Raw genomic sequence first — 20,704 nt, forward strand, 5'->3', positions numbered from 1 at the left:
ACCCCAATCGGCCCGCGCAGGCGGACCCCGAGGACCCATGCTGAAACGTTATCTGCCGATCCTGGACTGGGGCTCGCGCTACGACCGCGAGACCTTCGGCGCCGACCTGATGGCCGCGGTCATCGTCACCATCATGCTGATCCCCCAGTCGCTGGCCTACGCGATGCTCGCGGGCCTGCCGCCGGAGGTCGGGCTCTACGCCTCGATCGCGCCGCTGGTGCTCTACGGCGTCTTCGGCACCTCGCGGGCTCTGGCGGTGGGGCCCGTGGCGGTGGTCTCGCTGATGACGGCGGCGGCGGTGGGGCAGGTCGCCTCGGTCGGGACGCCCGAATACTACGGCGCGGCCATGGCGCTGGCGCTGCTGTCGGGGCTGATGCTGGCGGCGATGGGCTTCCTGAAGCTGGGATTCCTGGCGAACTTCCTCTCGCACCCCGTGGTGGGGGGCTTCATCACCGCCTCGGGCGTGATCATCGCGGCGAGCCAGCTCAAGCACATCCTGGGCGTGAAGGTCTCCGGCGGCTCGCTGCCCGAGACGGTGTGGGGGCTGGCGCAGGCGATCCCCTCGGCCAACGTCGTCACCTTCGCGATCGGCGCGGCGGCGGCGGGGTTCCTGTTCTGGGTGCGCAAGTCGCTCAAGCCCCTGCTGGTCTCGAAAGGGCTCGGGCCGAAGCTCGCCGACGCCATCGCCAAGGCGGGGCCGGTGGCGGCGGTGGCGGTCACCACGCTGGTCTCCTGGGCGTTCGACCTGTCCTCGGCGGGGGTGGCCATCGTTGGGGACGTGCCCTCGGGCCTGCCCTCGATCTCGGCGCCGCCGCTGGACCTGGGCCTGTGGACCTCGCTGCTGGGGTCTGCGCTGCTGATCTCGGTCATCGGCTTCGTCGAGAGCGTCTCGGTCGCCCAGACCCTCGCCGCCAAGCGCCGCCAGCGCATCCACCCCGACCAGGAGCTGATCGGCCTGGGCGCCGCCAACATCGGCTCGGCCTTCACCGGCGGCTACCCGGTGACGGGCGGCTTCGCGCGGTCGGTCGTGAACTTCGACGCGGGGGCCGAGACGCCGGCGGCGGGCGTCTTCACCGCCGCGGGCATCGCGCTCGCCACCCTGTTCCTGACGCCGCTGCTGCACTTCCTGCCGGTGGCGACGCTGGCGGCCACGATCATCGTGGCGGTGCTGAGCCTGGTGGACTTCGGCGCCATCCGCCGGACCTGGGCCTACTCGCGCTCCGACGCGCTGGCGGCGGCGGCGACGATCCTGCTGACCTGGCTGCTGGGGGTCGAGGCCGGCGTGATCGCGGGCGTCGCCGTCTCGATCGGCCTGCACCTGTGGCGGACCTCGCAGCCCCACTGCGCCATTGTCGGTCAAGTGCCGGGGACCGAGCATTTCCGCAACGTGGACCGGCACAACGTGGTCACCGTGCCCGACCTGGTGACCCTGCGCGTGGACGAGAGCCTGTGGTTCCCCAACGCCCGCTTCCTCGAGGACAAGATCCTCGACCTCGTGGCCGGCGACTGCGACCTGCGCGACGTGGTGCTGATGTGCCCGGCGGTGAACTCGATCGACGCCTCGGCGCTCGAGAGCCTCGAAGAGATCAACCGCCGCCTGAAGGACGCGGGCGTGACCCTGCACCTGTCGGAGGTGAAGGGCCCGGTGATGGACCGGCTGAAGAAGACCCACTTCCTGCACGAGCTGACGGGCCGGGTGTTCCTGACCCAGTTCGACGCGATCCAGGCCCTGCGCCCGGAGATCGCCGCCCAGACCCTGCGCAGCCCGCGGGTCGAGACGTCGAAGGCCGCCGAATAGTCCCGGGCGGAGCCGGACGAGCGGAAGGCGCGGCCGCCCTGCCGCGCCTTTCTCATGCCGGAGCGGACGCTCAGGGGCGGATCAGGACCTCGCCCTCGATCTCCATCGCGAAGCCCAGCGGCAGTCCGGCGACGCCGACGGCCGAGCGGGCGTGGCGGCCGACCTCGGGCCCGAAGACGTCGATCAGCAGGTCGGAGAAGCCATTCGCCACCAGGTGCTGCTCGGCGTAGCCGGGGGCCGAGGTCACCATGGCGAAGACCCGGACCCAGCCGGTCACGCGGCTCAGCTCCCCGATCTCGGCCTTCAGGTTGGCGAGGACCGAGAGGCCGATGCCCTTCGCCTCGGCGTAGCCCTCCGCCGTGGTCAGGCCCGCGCCGAAGACCCCGTAGGGGCCGGCCAGCGACCCGTCCGCCGCCTGCCGGGCGTGACCCGAGACCACCGCCCGGTCGCCGCGCAGGTTGATGAACGTGAAGGGCAGGTGGACCCCCGGCGGGCGGACCACCGGCGCAGGCAGTTCCAGCCCCAGGTCCGCGAGCCTGTCTTCCGGCGTCGCCATGGCGTCCCCTCCCGTGATTCGGCGCACGTCTACGCCGGCGTCGATGATGGCGCCGGCGCGGAGGGGACGCGCGGCCGATCTCGCGGGGACGGCGGGGGAGGGCGCGCGCCCTCCCCCGTACGGTCAGAGGCCGACGGCGCAGCCGTCCTTGCGGGGATCCGAGGCGCCGATCAGCACCCCGTTCGCGCGGTCGATGACGATCATCTGGCTGCCGCCGATGGGCGTCTCGGGGACCGCGACGTCGTGGCCGAGCTCGGCGAGGCCCTTGCGCACGGCCTCGGAATAGCCCCGCTCCACGTTCAGCCCGCCCACGTCGGAGAAGCAGCGCGGCGCGTCGACGGCGGCCTGCGGCTCCATCCCGAAGTCCACCAGGTTCGACAGCACGCGGGCGTGGCCGCAGGGCTGGTAGGCGCCGCCCATCACCCCGTAGGAGGTCGTCACCTCGCCGCCGCGCTTGAGCATGGCGGGGATGATCGTGTGCAGCGGACGCTTGCCGCCCGCGGCCTCGTTGGGGTGCCCCTCGGCCAGGGTGAAGCCCATGCCGCGGTTCTGGAACAGGATGCCGAACTTGTCCGAGGCGAGCCCCGAGCCGAAGTTCGAGAAGATCGAGTAGATCAGCGAGACCTTGGTCAGGTCGCGGTCGACGACCGTGAGGTAGATCGTCTCCTTGTGCACCTGCTCGGACAGCGTCGTCGCGCTCTTCATCGCGCGCTTGGGGTCGATCAGCGCGGCGAGCTTCGCCGCCGTCTCGTCCGCCACCATGTGCGCGAGGCGGATCTTCGCGTGCTGCGGGTCGCCGATGATGCGGTTGCGCGCGTCGTAGGCGAGCTTGGTGGCCTCGGCCTCGACATGGGCGCGCTCGACCCCGAACGGGTCCATCGAGGCGACGTCGAAATGCGTCAGGATCTTCGCGAGCAGGATGGCGGTGGCGCCGTGGCCGTTGGGCGGCAGCTCCACCAGCTCGGTCCCGCGGTATTCGCCCGCGATGGGATCGACGTAGTCGCAGGCGGTGGCCGCGAAGTCCTCCAGCGTGTGGGACCCGCCCATCGCGCGCAGGCTGGCGACCATGTCCTCGGCCACCTCGCCCTCGTAGAAGCCGGCGCGGCCCTGCTTGGCGACGCGGCGCAGCACCTCGGCCTGGCCGGGGGCGCGGAACAGGCGGCCGGCGGCCAGCGGGCCGTCGTTCTCGAGGTAATGCGTGCGCGCCGCGCCGGTCAGCCGGTCGGAGGAGTTGCGCCAGTCGAAGGCGACGCGCGGGGCGGCGGGGATGCCCTCCTCGGCGTAGCGGATCGCGGGGGCCAGCACCTCGTCGAGGCCGAGGCGCCCATGGTCCGCCGCCAGCCGGCAGAAGCCGTCGATCGCGCCGGGGACGGTCACGCAGCGCGGATCCTTGTCGGGCATCCCCGACAGGCCCTGCGCGCGCAGGTCGGCCGCCGACAGGCCCGCGGGGGCGCGGCCCGAGGCGTTGAGGCCGATGATCTCCTCGCCCTCCTTGTGGATCAGGGCGAACATGTCGCCGCCGATCCCGGTCATCGCCGGCTCGCCGATGCCGCAGACGATGGCCGCGGCGATGGCGGCGTCGACGGCGTTGCCCCCGGCGTCGAGGATCTGCACCGCGGTCTTGGTGGCGATCGGGTGCGACGTGGCGGCCATGCCGTTCGCCCCGTAGGCCGCCGAGCGGCCGGGCAGGTGGAAGTCGCGGGAACGGGGGATGGCGGCGGTCACGGGCGAAGCTCCTGCGGCAGGGGGAAGGCCCTCGGGCGCGAGCCCGGGGCGGTCGCGGCGACCCTGCCGCCGTTTTCCGGCCCTTGCAACGTCGATCCCGCAGAATGGAAGCGACATCGACGCCCCGAAGACGGCGCCGCGGGCCCGCTCGCCTTCAGATCTTCGCCTGCGGGAATGTAAAACGCGCGTCGCTCGATGCTTGCCATGCGGCCGGTCGAACGTCATCTTCATGTCATGCTGCATGTTGTTCCCCCCGGCCCGACCCCGCCCCGCCAGTCGCCGGAGCGCGTCGCCTTCGACCGCACGGAGCTTTCGGCGATCCTCACGACCTACGGTCGCTTCGTCGCCGCGGGCGAGTGGCGCGACTACGGCATCGACATGCTGCGGGAGGTCGCGGTGTTCTCGATCTTCCGCCGCTCGGCCGAGCAGCCGATCTACCGGGTCGAGAAGCGCCCCAAGCTGTCCAACAAGCAGGGGCAGTATTCGGTGATCGGCATGGACGGCCGGATCCTGAAGCGCGGCCACGACCTGCGCCAGGTGCTGCGGGTCTTCGACGCCAAGCTGATCCGGGTGGTCGAGGGCTGAACGCCCCGACCCGCCGCGCGGCGCCCCGGGCCTGACCCGGAGCCTCGCGCAGGCGCGCCGTCGCGCCGTCGCGCGGTCTCCCGCCTCGGCGCTTCCGCCGGCGAGGGGAGAGGCCCCGGGTCGAGCCCGGGGCGCGCGCCCGGTGCGGACGTCCCGCCTCTTCAGGCCGTCAGCTCCTCCCGCATCCGCCGGGCCAGCAGGGCCGCCGCCTTCGGCGCGGCCGCGATCATCGCGTCGAGCGGCATGAACCCGTGGATCTGGCCGGGAACCCGCCAGGTCTCGACCCGCACCCCCTCCGCGACCAGCCGCGCGGCGTAGGCCTCGCCCTCGTCGCGCAGGGGATCGTGGCTGGCGGTCAGCACGAAGGCGGGGGGCAGGCCCGCGAGGGTCTCGGCGCGCGCGGGCGAGGCGCGCACGTCGGCCTTGTCCGCCTCGTCGAGGTAGTGGGAATGGAACCACCGCTGCAGGGGGCCGGTCAGGAAGTGGCCCTCGGCGAACTCCGCCTGGCTGGGCGTGTCCATGGCGAAGTCGGTGGCGGGGTAGATCAGCATCTGCCAGCGCAGCGCCGGGCCGCCCTTGTCGCGGAACGCCTGCGTCACCACGGCCGCGAGGTTGCCGCCGGCGCTGTCGCCCCCGACCGCGAGCCGGCCGGGGTCCACCCCCAGCTCGGCCGCCTGGGCGTGGACGGCGCGGGCGGCGGCCTCGGCGTCCTCGACCGCGGCGGGGAAGCGGTGCTCGGGGCCCATGCGGTAGTCGATGGCGATCACCGTGCACCCGGAGCCGGCGGCGAGGCGCCGGCACAGGCCGTCGTGGGACTCGAGATCCCCGATCACCCAGCCGCCGCCGTGGAAGAAGACCAGCGCGGGCAGGGGCCCCGCGCTCTCGGGCGCGGGACGGTAGAGGCGGGCGGGGATCGCGCCGGCCGGGCCCGGCAGCGTGATGTCGCGCACCACCTCCACCGGCGTCGGCGCGCCGACCGAGGCGGCGCGCCCGGCCGCGTAGACCTCGCGCGCCTGCGCCGGGGTCATGCTGTCGAGCGAGGGACGGGCGGCCAGCGCCTCGAGCACGCGGGCGGCGTCGGGATCGAGCTTCATCGGGGGTCTCCGCTTCGGGGGGTGGCGCGGCGCGGCAGGGGCCTGCACGCGCGCGTTCGGATCCGTCGAGGGAGGCCGGTCGCGCCGGGGCCCGCGCTCAGGGCGGGGGCCTGCGTCGGTCGGGGCATGGTCGTGATCCTCCCTCCCGTCCCGGTCGGGACGGGCCTTGCGTCCGGCCCTCGGCGACGCGCGGGCGGGCGCGGCGACGGGGCGGATCGTTCTGATCGGCGAAATTGGCGCAGGGCCGGGGGCGCGGGCAAGCCGCGCCAAGCGCTGTGGTGCCCGGAGGGGGACTCGAACCCCCACGCCTTTCGGCCGCGGTGTTTGAGACCGCTGCGTCTACCATTCCGCCACCCGGGCAGGGCGCGCGCGGCGGGAAATTGCACGGGCGGGGGCGGTTGCGCAAGACGCGGCCTTCGGGCCGGCGGCGGGCAGGGCGCCGCGTCGGGCCGCGCGCAGGTCGCGGGCCTCGCGCCCGCGGCGCGGCCCGGCGGGGTCGCCTGCGGCGCGGGGCGCCGTCACGCCGTGCGCAGCGGGGCCGAGGGCGGGCGGCCGGTCAGCCCCACCGCCGCCTGCACCGCGCCCGCGGTCAGGCCCAGGCCCACGCCGAAGGCCACCGCCAGGTCGTAGTCGCCCAGCAGGTCGAAGGCGATGCCCCCGCCCAGCGCGCCCAGGAAGCTGCCGGCCTGGTGGAACATGAAGGCCGTGCCCTGCAGCATCGCCTGCCAGCGCAGGCCGAAGGTCTCGGCCACCGAGCCCGAGACCAGCGGCCCCACGCCCAGCCACAGGAAGCCCATCAGGGCGGCGAAGATCACCGTGTTCTCGGGCGTCGGCCACTGGGAGAAGAACCACGCCAGCACCAGCGAGCGGCCCATGTAGATGCCGCCCAGCAGCGCCTGCTTCGACCACCGCCCCCCGGCCCAGCCGAAGAAGAGGGAGCCGAGCACGTTGAAGCCGCCGATCACGCCCAGCGCGGTCGCGCCCAGCATCGGGTCGGCGCCGCAGAGCTCGAGATAGGCGGGCAGGTGGGTGGTCAGGAACACCAGCTGCATGCCGCAGACGAAATAGGCACCGGTCATCACCAGGAAGCGCGGGTTGCGCCCGGCCATCGCCAGCGCGCCCCGCGCGTTCAGCCCGTCGGCAGAGTCGCCCGAGGGCGTGGGCGGCACCGGCAGCCTGTCGACCTTGCCCGCGGTCCAGGCCGCGGGGGCGATCAGCATCGCCAGCACCGCGAAGCCCACCACCGCCGCGCGCCAGTCCAGCGCCTCCATCAGCCCCTGTCCCAGCGGCGCCGCGATCAGCGCGCCCAGCGAGCCCGCCGCCGACACGCAGCCCAGCGCCATCGAGCGCACCGAGGCGGGGACCGAGCGCGCCGTCACCGCCATGGCCATCGCCATCGAGGCGCAGGCCATGCCCAGCCCGATCAGCACGCCCGCGCCGATCACCAGCGTCCAGAACCCCTGCGCCGTCGACATCAGCGCCAGCCCCAGCGCGTAGGCGACGGCGCCGGTCACCATCACCGGCCGGTAGCCCACCCGCGGCACCATCGCGCCGGCCAGCGGCTGGAACACGCCCCAGCACAGGTTCTGGATCGAGATCGCCAGCGTGAACTGGGTGACCGTCACCGCCGTGTCGGTGGTGATCGCGGGCATGAACAGGCCCAGGCTCTGCCGCAGCCCCATGGTCAGCGTCAGCATCAGCGAGGCGCCGATCAGGATCGGCATCAGGGGACGCAGGGCGGGGGAGATGCGGAGCATGTGACGGGGTCCATCGCACGGCCGGGCAGGGGACGTTCCCCCGGTCAACCAACCGCTCGGCAGGCAAACACGCGTTCGATGCAAAGGCAACCATATTTACCGCAGCGGCGCCGGGGTTTGCATGGGACGCATGGCAGGCGCCCGCCGCGTGGCGTTGGGACCCGGCGCCGCGCAAGGAAAAGGGCCGGAGGGCTTTCGCCCCCCGGCTCCGGGATCGGTCTCTCGGCGCGGGCCGTCGTCGGATCGGTCCTGTTCGGATCGGCCCTGTTCGGATCGGCCCGCGCGTCGGCCTCAGATCAGGCCCAGCGAGGTGGGCAGCCACAGGATGATCGAGGGGAAGGCGATCAGCAGGGCGATGGTGATCGCGTCCATCACCACGAACCAGGCGATGCCCTTGAAGATCGTGTGGGTGGGCACGAGGTCGCCCACGATCCCCTTCACCACGAACACGTTCAGGCCCACCGGCGGGGTGATGAAGCCCACCTCCAGGAACTTCGCCATCAGCACGCCGAACCAGATCAGGTTGATCGACTGGCTCTCGAGCACCGGCAGCAGGATCGGGATGGTCAGCAGCATGATCCCGATGGGATCGAGCAGCATGCCCAGGATCAGCAGCGCCACCGAGATCAGCAGCACCACCTGCAGCTGCGAATAGCCCGCGCCCGAGATGAAGTCGGCCAGGATGTCCGTCACCCCCGAGAGGGCGAAGAAGCGGGTCAGCAGCTGCGCGCCGATGGCGATCACGAAGATCGAGGCGGTGGAGCGCAGGGTCTCGGTCACCGCCTCGCGGAACGCCTCCCAGGTCATCGACCGCTTCAGGCAGGCGATGACGAAGGCCAGGAACGCGCCCACGGCGCCGGCCTCGGTGGGGGTGAACACGCCCGAGAACAGGCCGCCGAACACGCCCAGCACCAGCAGGCCGACGGGCCAGGTGTCCTTCAGCGCCCAGATCCGCTGCTCCCAGGTGTAGTTCTCGTCCTTGGTCGAGGGGGCGAGCCCCGGCGTGACGATCGCGCGGACGCAGACCATGATCGAGTACATCACGCCGGTCAGCACGCCCGGCAGGAAGGCCGCCAGGAACAGGGCGCCGATCGGCTCCTCGACGAAGATGCCGTAGAGGATGAGCAGGATCGAGGGCGGGATCATCGAGCCGATGGTGCCCGCCGCGGCGACCGTGCCCGTGGCGAGGCCCTTGTCGTAGCCCGCCTTGATCATCTCGGGCACCGCGATGCGGCCCATGGCGGCGGTGCAGGCGAGCGACGAGCCGGTGACGGCCGAGAACAGCGCCGCGCCCTGGATCGAGGCGATGGACAACCCGCCCGGCAGCCACGACAGCCACATCCGGGCCATCCGGAACAGCCCCTCCGTCAATCCTGCGTGGTAGCAGAAGTAGCCCATCAGCAGGAACATCGGGATCGACGACAGCGACCAGTGGGCGGTGAAGTCGTAGGGGATCTCGGACAGCATGCCCGTCGCGGCCCGCGGGCCGAGGATCAGGTAGATGCCGCCTGCGCTGACGCAGCCCAGGGCCACGCCCACGGGCACGCGCAGGAAGATCATCGCCAGCAGCACGGCGATGCCGATGCCGCCGAGGATTTCGGGGTCGAGATCGCTCACTCCAGCGCTCCGTGCTCAGCAGGTTTGTCGTCGATGTCGAGGTCGGGCCGCGCCAGGCGGATGCACGACCGCACCGTCTTGAGGATCAGCAGCACCGCGATCAGGCCGCAGCCCACCGGCACCAGGAAGCGGCTGGGCCAGATGATCAGCGAATACTGGCCCATCAGGAACTCGCCGACCTCGAACTTCTTCATCGCCACTTCCCACCCGTAGACGGTCAGCATCGCGAAGAAGAGGAAGGCCAGGGCATGGGCGGCGATGTCGAGGATCCGGCGGCCTGCACGCGGCAGGCGGGCGTGGATCAGCTCGACATGGATATGCCCGTCCATCAGCTCGACGGCGGCCAGCGGCAGGAACACCACCGCGACCATGTAGTAGTTGGAGACCATCTCGAGGGTGACGGGCACGGGCGCGGTGAAGAGATACTTCCCCGCCACGTCCACCGTCACCATGAGCATCATCAGGATGAGCGCCACCGCCGCCACCGCCATCAGCAAGGCGGAGACGGAGCGTATGGCGCGCTCGATCGCATTCATGTCACGGGATTCCGTTCGTCTGCGGCCGCGTCGATCGCCTGCTGGGCCATCTCTCGCAGCCGGTTGCGCTGGATCTTCTCGCCGTTCGCGCTCGGGGTCGTGGGAAAGCGGTCGACCACGAACACGCGGGCGGGAACCTTGAACTTCGCCAGCCGCCCGTCGCAGTGGGCGGCCAGGGCGGCCTCGTCGATCGCCGCGCCCGCGCGCGGGATCACGAAGGCCGCGGCCCGCGGCTTGCCGCCGGCCTGGACGCCGACGACCTGGCAGGCCTCGACGTCCGCATGGGTCATCAGATGCGTCTCGATCTCGCGCGGGTCCGTCAGGAACCCGCCCAGACGCAACGCGTCGCCCATCCGGTTGAGGAACACGAACCCGCCGTCCGCGGTGGCCTGGGCGAGGTCGCCCGTCTTCAGCCAGCCGTCGTCCGTGAAGGTCTTGCGGGTCGCCTCGTCGTTGAACAGATACCCCAGCATGATCGAGGGGCCGGTCACCTCCAGCTCCCCCGCGCCGTCGCCGGGGGGCAGGATCGCGCCGCTCTCGGGGTCGCGCACGCGCACGCCCGCCTCGGCGCTCACTGGCACGCCGCCGCCCATCTTGCGCCGCTCCATCGCGCAGTCGGCGGGCTGGAAGGAGAACAGGGCCATGCACTCCGACATGCCGTAGAGGCCCACGCAGGAGATGCCGGCCGCGTTCGCCCGCTCGGCCACGTCGTCGAGCGCGGGGTTGAAGCGGGCGTAGCCGAAGTGGCGGAACTCGGGGTTCAGCGCGCCGCCCGAGACGCTCATCAGCCGGTCGAGCATGTCGTCGCCGCCGTTGGCGTGGGTCACGCGATGCTCGGCCATCAGCGCCACGGCCTGCGCCGCGTCGAAGGCCGGCGGCAGGACCGAGGGTCGGGCCCAGGCGGCGGCGGCCAGGATCTGGGCCATGCCGAAGACCCCGCAGAAGGGGATCGCCTGGAGCAGGACCGCGTCCGGCGCCTCCAGCCCCATGCCCGCGCCCGCGTCGCGCCCGTGGCGCGCCAGCGTCGCCTGCGCATGGAGGACGAACTTCGGCCCCGAGGTGGTGCCCGAGGTGGTGAAGACCTTGCAGGGCTTCTCCGGTCCGCCGCGGCTCTCCGCCATCGGCGGGGCGGCGTCGATCTGCGCCCAGGGCACGACCTTCGCCGCGCCCAGCAAGACGGGGGCCGGGACCTCGCCCACCGTCACCAGCGCCTCCAGCGCGGGCACGTCCGCGGGGTCCACGTCGGCGAGGATGCCCGCGAAGTCGATGCCCCGGAAGCCCGGCGCCAGCACCAGCGCCTTCGCGCCCGAGCGGCCGACGATGTCGCCGACCTCGACCGAGCGGTAGCGGGTGTTCACCGCCACGCAGACCGCGCCCAGGCGGCAGCAGGCGAGGAAGGTCACCAGGTATTCCGGCAGGTTCGGCAGCCAGCAGGCGACCCGGTCGCCCTCGACCACCCCCAGCGCCGCGAGGCCCGAGGCCGCGCGGCGCGCGGCGGCGTCGATCTCGCCGTAGCTCAGGCTCCTGTCGGGCAGGATCAGGCAGGGGGCGTCGGCCGGCGCGGCCGCCCACATCTCGGGGATGGAGGGGCCGCGCGACGCCGCCGCGGCGGCGTTGCGCGCGAGCAGATCGGACAGCCAGGACGCTGGGTTCATCGTCGCCCTCCCATGGCGCACGAAAAGGCGTCCACGTCTGTGCGCGGATCGGAGGCGCACGCTAACGACGCGGCCGGACCGGGTCAATCGGTCCACCGAGGCCGCTTGCGCGACATAGTTTCGCCCTGCGGAACCGCAGGGGCGCGGGCCGACGCCGGGCGCCGCGAGGGATTCGGCCGCGCCGCGCGCCGCGGGAGACGGCGCCGGCGGGCGGCCCGCCAGCCCCGCGCCGCGGGCGGGCGGCCGGGCCGGGCGCGCCGCCCGCCGCGGCGCCTCCCGCGGCTAGGCCGGGCTCAGACGGTGCCGACCGGCGAGGCGGGCGAGCCCACCGCGCCGGGCAGGTTCAGCGGCGGCGCGGTCAGCAGGAACCGCGAGCGGCCCGCGGCGCGCAGGTGGGCGGCGAGGTCGCTCAGCCACCACAGCTCGCCCAGGTGCACGCCCAGCTGGAACAGGCACAGCTCGTGCAGGGGCAGGAAGGCGCAGCAGTCTCCATGGCCCTCGGCCGCCGGGTGCGCCTCGACCGCGTAGTTGTCGGCGATCAGCGCCACCACGCCGGAGTCGCGGACCCAGGTCTTCAGCGCCTCGTCGCGGCCGTTCAGCGCCGAGCAGGCGCCGTGCAGCGTCTCCTCGTCGGGGTTTCCGGCCATGCCGCGGATCAGGTCGGCGAAGCCGGTGTGCAGGCAGACCATGTCGCCCGCCTCGACCGTCACGCCGTCTTCCTTCATGATCCGGCCCAGCATCTCCATGTCGACCAGCGTGCGCGCGTCGCCCAGGTGGGCGCGCAGGTCGATCATCACCGCGCGGCCCTGCACGGCGGTCTCGGCCATCTTCTCGATCCCGAGGCGCTTGGCCTTCGGCCCCTCGAACGGCGCCTCCGCCTCGCTCGGCCCCACCACGTCCTCGCCCGCGCGCCAGCCGTTGTAGTAGACGGCCTCCGCCTCGCCGTCGCCGTCGACGTCGAAGCGCCCGCCCACGTGGCCCAGCGCGTCCCACTGGGTCGAATACTGCAGGTGGATCAGCGCCGCGTCGTCCGAGATCACGTCGGTGAACTTCGGATCGAGGCGCGAGACCTCGAAGTTGTAGGAGGGTTCGCCGTCGCGGTTCGTCGCGAACAGCCGCGGCGGATGCCGGCGCGGGTTCAGCAGGTTGCCGCCGGGCAGGTCGAGGGGCAGGGACAGCAGGAAGGCGCGCCCCTCCTTCACCTCGGCCACGCCCTTGAGGACCTGCTCGGTCCCCAGCAGGTTCATCCGGCCCAGCTCGTCGTCCGGGCCCCAGTCGCCCCAGGTCGAGCCTTCGGGGCGTCGCGTCCAGCGCTTGGTCATCCGTCTTCCTCCCGTCGCGCCCGGCCTTCGGGCCGGGTCGTTTGAATTCGGTCCGCCCCGCGGGCGGGTCGCTCCTCGCCGGTCCTCAGACCAGCTCGTTCAGCAGCGCCAGCCATCCCGCCAGCAGGATCGCCGCCAGCCCGGTATAGGGCAGGTTCCACCCCCAGGTCAGCGTCGCCGGCGAGATCCCCGAGGCGCGGCCGAGCACCAGCGCCCCCGCCCCGAAGGGCGAGCAGGTCATCGCCAGGCACCAGCCCCCGCCCATCGACAGCACCAGCAGCGCCGGGTCCACCGGCAGCGAGGCCGAGGCCAGCGCCTGCCCGAAGAACACCGCGAACAGCATCGGCGTCAGCGCGAACTGCACCCCGATGCACATCACCAGCGGCGGGATCATCAGCAGCGCCCAGGCGGGGATCGAGGCCGCCGTCTCGCCCAGCACGCCGGCCGGGACCAGCGCAGCGGCCATCGCCCCGATGAAGCCCGCGAAGGCGAGCGTGTAGGCCTCGGGCGCGCTCTCGGGCGTGGTGCGGGTGATGATGCGCCGGCCCCGCCGGCTGGTCTCGTAAAGCGCGTCGGCGCGCGAGCGGCCTTTCGCCCGGCCCTGGAAGTAGATCCAGACCAGCGTCAGCACCGGCGCGCCCAGCATCAGCGCGGTGACCACGCCCACGCCGGCCCCCAGGCTGACGCCCAGCGCGACGCCGCCCAGGCCCAGGCACACCAGCCCGATCCCCGCCAGCGCCAGGCGCGGGGCGGGCAGGGGCGGGCGGCGGGTCTGCACGCCGCGCGCCGCCATCCGGCGCGACAGGCCGCGGAAGCGCAGGCGATCCTCGAACATCCCCGCCAGCAGCGCCAGCGCCGCCCAGCCGATGCCGCCCGCCAGCACGATGCGCGTGTCCGCGTCGGGGAACAGCGAGGCGAGCACCGCCTGGGTCACCGTCGTCGGCGCCCAGATGATCGCGCAGGCCCAGCCGCGGATCTGGGCGCAGTGCTGGCGACGCTCCTTCGCGGCCACGACCTCCGGGTCGTCGCCGGCCGCCAGGCTGTCGCGGATCCCCGCCCGGATCAGCGGCGCCAGCAGGCTGAGGGTTCCGATGTTGATCAGCAGGAACAGCACGTGAGAGCCCGTCGCGATCGCGCCGTAGCGGCGCGAGGGCGGCTGGCGCGTCAGCCAGGCGCCGCAGGCCTCGACGTCGGCCGAGCTCTGCGCGCCGTCGCGCAGCACCGCCAGCAGCAGCATGAAGGCCGCCAGGAACGCCGCCCGGTCCAGCGCCTCGTAGATGCGCGGCCCCGCGTCGGGAACCGTGAGCGCGACCCAGCCGCCGACGGCGATCGCGACGGCGAGCAGCAGCTGCTCCCGCCGGCCCATGCGGGGCAGGCCCACGGCGGTCGCGGCCAGCAGCGCGCCCACCGACAGGCCGCTCGCCCAATGCCAGCCGGAGAAGGATTCCATCAGCGCCGAGGCCGCCACCAGCGTCAGCAGCGCCGCGATCGCCGCGTTCAGCGCCCCGCCCGCGCGCGCCTGCGCCGGCGGCGCGCCGGTCGCGGCCAGCGAGCCGGTCTGCGGGGCGTCGGCGGGAGGAAGGGCGGCGTCGGGCGACTGGGGCAAGGCGGGGTCCGGCACGGGAGACGCAAGGGGACGGCGGGGGGCGACGACGCGGGCCGGCGGCGCCGACCCGGGCGGAGGCGCCGGCGGGGCGGGCGTCGAGCCTCGTCTCCGTCATGCGCCGCAACCTTCGGATTTTCAAGCCTGCCGGCCGGCAGGTCGAGCTTGTGCCGTAGCGTCATCGTGAGATCGGCCTCCGTGCTGCGGCGCCGCAAAGCGGCTTGCGCAAACCGCAGTGCGAAACCCATGGACTCTCGCCGGCCGTTCGGTTCATCGTGCGCGCCGACCGCGCGGCCGACCCGGGAACGCCGCCGCGCGCGACCACGACACAGGAGGAGGACCTGTCATGAACATGATCGCCAAATGGGCGACGGGCGCTGCCCTCGCCGTCGCGATCGCCGCGCCCGCCGCGGCCGCCGAGCGCATCACCGCCACCCTGTGGGTCGGCCCCAAGCACCCGGTGTCGGTGGGCGGCTACGATCCGTTCATCAAGAACGTCGAGGCCTCGGGCGACTTCACGGTGAAGTACTTCCAGGGCGGCGCGCTGCTGGGCGCCAAGCCCGCGATGACCGGCATCGGCGACGGCATCGCCGACGTGGGCATGCTGGCCATGACCTACTTCCCGGCCGAGTTCCCCAACGCGCAGCTCGTCGCGGACATGGGCCTCTCGACCCCGAACAACATCGTCGCGATGGCGATGGCGACCGAGTTCAACCTGCTGCACTGCCCGGACTGCCTGGCCGAGTACAAGGCGCAGAACCTGATCTACACGGGCACCTACTCGACCTCGCCCTACACGATCATCTCCAAGGAGCCGATCCGCTCCACCGCCGACCTGGCGGGCAAGAAGATGCGCGTGCCGGGCTCGCTGTGGTCGCGCTGGGCGCAGGCCGTGGGCGCCATCGAGGTGAACGTGCCGTCGTCCGAGATGTTCGAGGGCCTCGACAAGGGCGCGCTCGACATCGCCATCCAGGCGCCGGGCGCGCTGCGTTCGTACTCGCTGTGGGACACGGCCAAGTACAACACGCTGCTGAACCTGGGCACCTACCACTCCCTGTCGATGATGACCTGGAACGCCGACCGCTGGGCCGGCTTCTCGGCCGAGCAGCGCAAGATGCTGCTGTCGGAGGCCGCCAAGGCCAGCCTCGGCGCCACCCTGTTCTACACCTCCTCGGATGAGGAAGTGCTGGCCGAGGCCAAGGAGCACGGCGTCGAGATCATCGAGCCCTCCGACGAGATGAAGGCCGACAAGGACGCCTTCGTCGCCGGCGACGAGAGCGCGATCATCCAGACCGCCGAGGAGAAGTACGGGGTCAAGGACGCCGCCGCCAAGCTCGAGACCCTCAAGGGCCTGATCACCAAGTGGGAGGGCATCGTGGCCGAGGTCGGCATGGACAACACCGACGCCATCCTCGAGAAGCTGCAGTCCGAGATCTACGACAAGCTGCCCGCCGACTACGGCGCGTGATCGGCGCGCCGTCCCGCTCCGGTCTCCGGGGCGGGGCGACGCCCGGGGCTTCGTTGGATATGCGACCGGGGGCCGCCCAGCTGGGCGGCCCTTGTTCTTGCAAGATTCCGTTCATGTGGGCAGAGTCATTGCGTCCCTCCCGACCGTGTCGGGACCGTCGGCGCGCCGACGCGACGGACGCGTGCGGCAGCGGGAAAGCGGAACATGTCCCCAGGCGACCGGAATCTCGCCCCGCGTCCGGCCCCGGACGACGCGCAGGACCCCGCCTTCCTCGACGGGACGGAGGGCGCGCCCCGCGACGAGACCGCGCCGGACGGCGCCGCATCCGATGCGGGCCTCGCCCGGGCCGAGCCGCCCCTGATCATCGACCTCGACGGCACGCTGACCCGCGTCGACACCCTGCATGAAAGCGCCGTCGGCCTGCTCGCCTGCGGCCTGCCCGAGTTCATCGGCGTCGCCCGCGCCGCGCCCGGCGGCAAGGCCGCGGTGAAGGCCGCCGTCGCCGACCGGGTCGAGCTCGACGTGACCTGCCTGCCCTACCGCGAGGAGGTGCTGGAGCTGATCCGCGCCGCCCGCGCAGCGGGGCGCGAGGTGCATCTCGTCACCGCCGCCGACCAGCGCATCGCCGACGCGGTCGCGGCGCACATCGGCCTCTTCGACAGCGCCCACGGCTCGCGCGTCGGGCTGAACCTGGGCGGCGAGGCCAAGGCCCGCTTCCTGGTCGAGCGCTTCGGAGAGCGCGGCTTCGACTACGCCGGCGACCAGGCGGCCGACCTGCCGGTGTGGGCGCGCGCGCGGCGCGCCATCGTGGTCGGCGCCGCGCCCCGGGTGGCGCGCCAGGCCCGCGAGCGGGCGGCTGAGGCGGGCGCCCCGGTTCCGGTGATCGTCGATCCGCGCCCCTCCCTGCCGAAGCGGGCGCGCGCCTATCTCCGCGCCCTGCGCCCCCACCAGTGGCTGAAGAACCTGCTGGTGTTCCTGCCCCTGCTCGCCACCCACCGCGAGGCGGGGGGCGAGGTGCTGGCGGTGGCCACCACCTTCGTCGCCTTCTCGCTGGTCGCCTCCTCGGTCTACTGCATCAACGACCTGCTGGACCTCGACGCCGACCGCGCCCATCCGCGCAAGCGCAACCGGCCGTTCGCCTCGGGCCAGGTCCCCGCGATGCACGGGATCGCCATGGCGGGGGGGCTGTTCGCGGCGGGCTTCGCGCTCGCCTCGCTGGTCAACGCGATGACGCTCGGGGTGCTGAGCGTCTATTTCGGGGCGACGCTGCTCTATTCCCTCGCCCTCAAGCGGGAGCTGGTGATCGACATCTGCCTGCTCGCCGGGCTCTACACCCTGCGGGTGATCGCGGGCTCGATGGCGGTCGAGCTCCAGCCCTCGCCGTGGATGCTGGCGCTCTCGACCTTCCTGTTCCTGTCGCTGGCCGCGATGAAGCGGCAGACCGAGCTGGTGGACCTCGCCGCCTCCGGGCGGACCGAGAGCTCGGGGCGCGCCTACCGGGCCGAGGACCTGAACGTGGTCACCATGATGGCGATCGCGGCGGGCTACACGGCGGTGCTGGTTCTGGCGCTCTACATCTACTCGCCCGCGGTGCAGCGCCTCTACGAATCCCCGATGATGCTGTGGGGGGCGCCGCCGATCCTGCTCTACTGGGTGTCGCGCATGGTGATGATCGCCCATCGCGGCGGCATGGACGACGACCCGGTGCTGTTCGCGGTGAAGGACGGGGTCTCGATCGCCTGCGGCTTCGGCATCCTGCTGATCGGCGTCGCGGCGACGGTCCTCTAGCCGCATGGAATCGAGCGCGCCGTTGAAACGCATCGACCCCCCCGATTACGCCGCCCAGGGCGACGCCGGACCGGCGGGCTTCCCCGCCTACGGGCGCGGCGGGCTGCGCCGCGGGCCGCAGCTGACGGCCCTGCAGATCGCCGTGCGCTACGTGGCCTTCGCGGTGCTGGCGACGGTGTGCAACCTCGCCGCCCAGCGCCTCGTGCTCTCGGCCCTGCGCCAGCAGGATGCGGTCGCCTTCGGCTGGGCGCCCGACCTGCTGGACTGGGTGCTGGACGACCTGCTGGGCGTGGTCGCCGCGGGCGGGCGCCTGGGCTGGCGGGCCGAGTGGCAGGGCCCCCTCGCCCTGATCCTCGCCATCGGCCTGGGCACGGCGGTGGGACTGGTGGTGAAATACCTGCTCGACAAGCGCTGGATCTTCTTCGACCGCTCGACCGGCGCGAAGGCCCATGCCCGGCGCTTCGCCCTCTACACCCTGATGGGGGTGGCGACGACGGCGATCTTCTGGGGCTCCGAGGCGCTGGCCTGGTGGCTGTGGCGCAGCGACCTCGCGCGGGAGACCGGCGCGGTGCTGGGCCTGATGGTGGGCTACGTCGCCAAGTACCAGTTCGACCGCCGCTTCGTCTTCACGCCCTCCGACAGGCCGCGGCGGGGATGACCCGCCGGCCGGTCCCCAGCCTCGCCCTGCCGCGCGCCCCCGCCGACGGGCGGGCGGGCGACGCCCGCCGCGCCGAGGCCCCCGCCCCCCTGCGCGCCGACGGCCCGCCGCCGCCGGCGTCGCTGTCGGGCTGGGGCCGCTGCCCCGTGGTCCCCGCCCATCGCGTCGCCCCCGCCGACCTCCCCGCCGCCGCCGAGGCGCTGCGCCGCCAGGGCGAGGGCATCGCCCCCCGCGGCCTGGGGCGGGCCTACGGCGACGCGGCCCTGCCGCCCGCCTCCGGCCCCGGGCTGGCGGTGGAGACCGCGCGCCTCGACCGCCTGCACGCCTTCGACCCCGAGACCGGGGTGCTGGTGGCGGAATCCGGCGTCTCGCTTGGCGAGATCGCCACGGCCTTCCTGCCCCGCGGCTGGTTCCCGGCGGTGGTCCCCGGCACCCGCTTCGTCAGCCTCGGCGGCGCCATCGCCGCGGACGTCCACGGCAAGAACCACCACGCGCCCGGCGGCGGCGCCTTCGGCGACCATCTCGAGTGGGTCGAGGTGATGGGCGCGGACGGCACCGTGCGCCGCCTCGCCCCCGGCGATCCCGGCTTCGCCGAGACCTGCGGCGGCATGGGCCTGACCGGCTTCATCGCCCGCGCCGCCCTCCGCCTGCGTCGCGTGGACAGCGGCTGGCTGCGGCAGGAGACGCGGCGCGCCTCCGGCCTCGACGCCGCGATGGACCTGATCGAGGCGTCCCACGGCTGGACCCACACCTCCGCCTGGATCGACTGCCTGGCGGGGGGGCGGGCGCTGGGCCGCGCCATCCTCTACCGCGCCGAGGATGCGGCCTACGACGAGCTGCCGGCCACGCAGAAGCTCGACCGCTGGGCGCTGAAGGCGCAGGAGAAGCGCCTCGGGCCCCCGCCCGATCTGGTCCCCGGCTTCGCCCTGAACCTGCTGACCATGCGCGCCTTCAACGCGCTCTACTGGGCCGGCGGCGGGCGGGCCGAGCGGGCGGGGCCTGCCTATGTCGACTGGGGCAAGTGCTTCCACCCGCTCGACGCCGTGCTGGGCTGGAACCGCATCTACGGCCGCCGCGGCTTCGTGCAGTTCCAGTGCGCTCTGCCGCCGGAGACCGCCCGCGCCGGCCTTCGCGCGATGCTCGAGACGACCTCCGCCGCGGGGCAGGGCAGCTTCCTCGCGGTGCTCAAGGCGCTGGGCCCGGGGCGGGAGGGGGCGACGCTGTCGTTCCCCCGCCGCGGCTGGACCCTGGCGCTGGATTTCCCCGCCACGCCCCGCGCCTTCTTCGTGATCGAGCGGCTGCACCGCCTGACCGCCGAGCATGGCGGGCGCATCTACCTCGCCAAGGACGCCCGCATGACCGCCGCGGAGTTCGAGGCGCTCGAGCCCCGGGCCCCCGCCTTCCGCGCCTCGCCCGCCCGGGCGCGCGCCTTCGCCACCGCCCTCGCCCGGAGACTGGACCTTTGACCGACGCCACGCCCCCTGCTTCCCGGGCCGCCGACCGCCGCCCCGCGCTGATCCTGGGCGCGGGCTCCGACATGGGGCGGGAGGTCGCGAAGCTGCTGGCCGCGAAGGGCCGCCCGATCCAGCTCGCCGGCCGCCGGCCCGAGGCGCTGGAGCGCGACGCCGCCGACCTGCGCACCCGCTTCGACGTGCCCGTCACCACCCATGCCTGGGACGCGACCGACCTCGCCTCCGCCGGCGCCTTCCTCGACGCGTTGCCTCAGACGCCGGCCATCGTGCTCTGCGCCGTGGGCCTCTTGGGCGAGCAGGAGGAGACGCAGGACGACCCCGCGAAGATCGCCGAGATCGTCGCGACCAACTTCACCGGCCCCGCCGTGACGCTGGAGGCCGCCGCCGCCCGCCTCGCGACGCTTCCGGGCAAGACGGCGGTGGTGGGCATCGGCTCGGTCGCCGGCGACCGGGGGCGGGCGCGCAACTACTGGTACGGGGCGGCCAAGGCGGGCTTCGCCACGATGCTCTCGGGCCTGCGCCAGCGCTACGCGGCGACCGACCTGCTGGTGACCCTGGTGCGCCCCGGCTTCGTCGCCACCTCGATGACCGAGGGGATGGACCTGCCGAAACCGCTGGTGATCTCGGCCGAGGCCCAGGCGAAGCTGATCGTCGACGGGATCGAGAAGCGCCGCCACCACGTGATCCACTGGAAATGGGCGCTGCTGATGACGGTCATCCGCAACCTGCCCGAGGCGATCTTCCTCAAGACCCGGTTCTGAGCGCCGCGGGTCCGGCGCCCTCGCGCAGGGCGATCCTGCGACGGGGATGAATCCCGGTCTGCGGGAGGCCCCATTGCGGCCGCAAGGTCAACTCGAACCGGTCGCAGAACCGTCACGTTTCCGAAACCTAAACTTCGTTAATCCGCGAAGATCGCTGCGATTTCCGCTGATATGGACCGCTGGCCCGGCTCCGCCGCGACCCGGCGGGCCGACCCGGCCGCAGGACGCGGTCGGGCCCGTCCGCACGCGCCCGCGCGCGGGCGTCGTTCGATCCGCGCCCCGCTCCCCGGGGTCGCCCTTCCGAAGGGA

The 20,704-nt window shown here is 73.2% G+C and carries 16 protein-coding genes and 1 tRNA gene; 7 read left to right on the forward strand and 10 right to left on the reverse strand.

The genetic code is table 11. The annotated features are described in order from the left end of the window. The first annotated feature begins 37 nt into the window (after nucleotides 1-37). A complete protein-coding gene (locus tag P2H44_RS18625) occupies nucleotides 38-1,798 on the forward strand; it encodes a SulP family inorganic anion transporter (protein WP_275765779.1) in 1,761 nt (586 codons plus the stop codon). 70 nt (nucleotides 1,799-1,868) lie between these two features. Here P2H44_RS18625 and P2H44_RS18630 read toward each other — a convergent pair whose 3' ends face one another. Both P2H44_RS18630 and P2H44_RS18635 read right to left on the reverse strand, forming a co-directional pair. Continuing rightward, nucleotides 1,869-2,354, reverse strand: coding sequence for a RidA family protein (locus P2H44_RS18630; protein ID WP_275765781.1), 486 nt, complete (start codon nucleotides 2,352-2,354; stop codon nucleotides 1,869-1,871). A 123-nt stretch (nucleotides 2,355-2,477) separates the two neighbouring features. After that, the gene (locus tag P2H44_RS18635) at nucleotides 2,478-4,007 is read right to left on the reverse strand and encodes a gamma-glutamyltransferase family protein (RefSeq protein WP_275766359.1); all 1,530 of its coding nucleotides are present in this window, start codon (nucleotides 4,005-4,007) and stop codon (nucleotides 2,478-2,480) included. Between the two features lie 306 nt (nucleotides 4,008-4,313). Here P2H44_RS18635 and P2H44_RS18640 point away from each other — a divergent pair, with 306 nt between their 5' ends. Next, nucleotides 4,314-4,664 carry a DUF2794 domain-containing protein gene (locus tag P2H44_RS18640; protein WP_275765783.1) on the forward strand — a complete coding sequence of 117 codons (351 nt, stop codon included), beginning with the start codon at nucleotides 4,314-4,316 and terminating at the stop codon, nucleotides 4,662-4,664. A gap of 161 nt (nucleotides 4,665-4,825) precedes the next feature. Here the strand turns inward: P2H44_RS18640 and P2H44_RS18645 are convergent, their stop codons facing one another. The 8 genes from P2H44_RS18645 to P2H44_RS18680 all read right to left on the reverse strand — a co-directional run bounded on the left by P2H44_RS18645 (nucleotide 4,826) and on the right by P2H44_RS18680 (nucleotide 14,251). After that, complete coding sequence (locus tag P2H44_RS18645; RefSeq protein ID WP_275765786.1) at nucleotides 4,826-5,758, reverse strand: alpha/beta hydrolase; 933 nt, start codon at nucleotides 5,756-5,758, stop codon at nucleotides 4,826-4,828. Nucleotides 5,759-6,034: 276 nt separating this feature from the next. After that, a tRNA-Leu gene (locus tag P2H44_RS18650) sits at nucleotides 6,035-6,118 on the reverse strand. Between the two features lie 158 nt (nucleotides 6,119-6,276). Further along, on the reverse strand, nucleotides 6,277-7,515 hold the full coding sequence (locus tag P2H44_RS18655; protein WP_275765789.1) for an MFS transporter: 1,239 nt from the start codon (nucleotides 7,513-7,515) through the stop codon (nucleotides 6,277-6,279). 291 nt (nucleotides 7,516-7,806) lie between these two features. After that, nucleotides 7,807-9,132, reverse strand: coding sequence for a TRAP transporter large permease (locus P2H44_RS18660; RefSeq protein ID WP_275765792.1), 1,326 nt, complete (start codon nucleotides 9,130-9,132; stop codon nucleotides 7,807-7,809). After that, nucleotides 9,129-9,668: a TRAP transporter small permease subunit gene (locus P2H44_RS18665; protein ID WP_275765795.1), complete on the reverse strand. Its 540-nt coding sequence runs from the start codon at nucleotides 9,666-9,668 to the stop codon at nucleotides 9,129-9,131. The genes P2H44_RS18660 and P2H44_RS18665 overlap by 4 nt, the downstream gene beginning before the upstream one ends. After that, complete coding sequence (locus P2H44_RS18670) at nucleotides 9,665-11,323, reverse strand: AMP-binding protein (RefSeq protein WP_275765798.1); 1,659 nt, start codon at nucleotides 11,321-11,323, stop codon at nucleotides 9,665-9,667. The genes P2H44_RS18665 and P2H44_RS18670 overlap by 4 nt, the downstream gene beginning before the upstream one ends. Before the next feature lie 293 nt (nucleotides 11,324-11,616). Then, the gene (locus P2H44_RS18675; protein ID WP_275765800.1) at nucleotides 11,617-12,645 is read right to left on the reverse strand and encodes a cyclase family protein; all 1,029 of its coding nucleotides are present in this window, start codon (nucleotides 12,643-12,645) and stop codon (nucleotides 11,617-11,619) included. A gap of 85 nt (nucleotides 12,646-12,730) precedes the next feature. Continuing rightward, a complete protein-coding gene (locus tag P2H44_RS18680; protein ID WP_275765802.1) occupies nucleotides 12,731-14,251 on the reverse strand; it encodes a hypothetical protein in 1,521 nt (506 codons plus the stop codon). 343 nt (nucleotides 14,252-14,594) lie between these two features. On the opposite strand from P2H44_RS18680, the gene P2H44_RS18685 reads away from it, so the two are divergent. The 5 genes from P2H44_RS18685 (at nucleotide 14,595) to P2H44_RS18705 (ending at nucleotide 20,395) form a co-directional block, all read left to right on the forward strand. Then, nucleotides 14,595-15,716: a C4-dicarboxylate TRAP transporter substrate-binding protein gene (locus P2H44_RS18685; protein ID WP_275765805.1), complete on the forward strand. Its 1,122-nt coding sequence runs from the start codon at nucleotides 14,595-14,597 to the stop codon at nucleotides 15,714-15,716. A gap of 204 nt (nucleotides 15,717-15,920) precedes the next feature. Then, nucleotides 15,921-17,504, forward strand: coding sequence for a UbiA family prenyltransferase (locus P2H44_RS18690; RefSeq protein WP_275765807.1), 1,584 nt, complete (start codon nucleotides 15,921-15,923; stop codon nucleotides 17,502-17,504). A 22-nt stretch (nucleotides 17,505-17,526) separates the two neighbouring features. After that, entirely contained in the window at nucleotides 17,527-18,162 is a 636-nt protein-coding gene (locus P2H44_RS18695; RefSeq protein WP_275765809.1) for a GtrA family protein, read from the forward strand. Continuing rightward, nucleotides 18,159-19,628 (forward strand): FAD-binding oxidoreductase, encoded by a 1,470-nt coding sequence (locus P2H44_RS18700; protein WP_275765812.1) that lies wholly within the window; start codon nucleotides 18,159-18,161, stop codon nucleotides 19,626-19,628. The genes P2H44_RS18695 and P2H44_RS18700 overlap by 4 nt, the downstream gene beginning before the upstream one ends. Next, complete coding sequence (locus tag P2H44_RS18705) at nucleotides 19,625-20,395, forward strand: SDR family NAD(P)-dependent oxidoreductase (protein WP_275765815.1); 771 nt, start codon at nucleotides 19,625-19,627, stop codon at nucleotides 20,393-20,395. Before P2H44_RS18700 ends, P2H44_RS18705 begins: the two co-directional genes overlap by 4 nt. Nucleotides 20,396-20,704 lie beyond the last annotated feature (309 nt).

Source organism: Albimonas marina (assembly GCF_029223255.1).
Taxonomy (GTDB): domain Bacteria; phylum Pseudomonadota; class Alphaproteobacteria; order Rhodobacterales; family Rhodobacteraceae; genus Albimonas.

Excerpts from the sequence above, each read along its gene's own strand:
- P2H44_RS18625 (WP_275765779.1), top strand. The coding sequence starts at position 38 with ATGCTGAAACGTTATCTGCCGATCCTGGACTGGGGCTCGCGCTACGAC.
- P2H44_RS18635 (WP_275766359.1), bottom strand. The coding sequence starts at position 4,007 with ATGGCCGCCACGTCGCACCCGATCGCCACCAAGACCGCGGTGCAGATC.
- P2H44_RS18670 (WP_275765798.1), bottom strand. The coding sequence starts at position 11,323 with ATGAACCCAGCGTCCTGGCTGTCCGATCTGCTCGCGCGCAACGCCGCC.
- P2H44_RS18630 (WP_275765781.1), bottom strand. The coding sequence starts at position 2,354 with ATGGCGACGCCGGAAGACAGGCTCGCGGACCTGGGGCTGGAACTGCCT.
- P2H44_RS18640 (WP_275765783.1), top strand. The coding sequence starts at position 4,314 with ATGCTGCATGTTGTTCCCCCCGGCCCGACCCCGCCCCGCCAGTCGCCG.
- P2H44_RS18675 (WP_275765800.1), bottom strand. The coding sequence starts at position 12,645 with ATGACCAAGCGCTGGACGCGACGCCCCGAAGGCTCGACCTGGGGCGAC.
- P2H44_RS18700 (WP_275765812.1), top strand. The coding sequence starts at position 18,159 with ATGACCCGCCGGCCGGTCCCCAGCCTCGCCCTGCCGCGCGCCCCCGCC.
- P2H44_RS18645 (WP_275765786.1), bottom strand. The coding sequence starts at position 5,758 with ATGAAGCTCGATCCCGACGCCGCCCGCGTGCTCGAGGCGCTGGCCGCC.
- P2H44_RS18690 (WP_275765807.1), top strand. The coding sequence starts at position 15,921 with ATGTCCCCAGGCGACCGGAATCTCGCCCCGCGTCCGGCCCCGGACGAC.
- P2H44_RS18655 (WP_275765789.1), bottom strand. The coding sequence starts at position 7,515 with ATGCTCCGCATCTCCCCCGCCCTGCGTCCCCTGATGCCGATCCTGATC.
- P2H44_RS18685 (WP_275765805.1), top strand. The coding sequence starts at position 14,595 with ATGAACATGATCGCCAAATGGGCGACGGGCGCTGCCCTCGCCGTCGCG.
- P2H44_RS18665 (WP_275765795.1), bottom strand. The coding sequence starts at position 9,668 with ATGAATGCGATCGAGCGCGCCATACGCTCCGTCTCCGCCTTGCTGATG.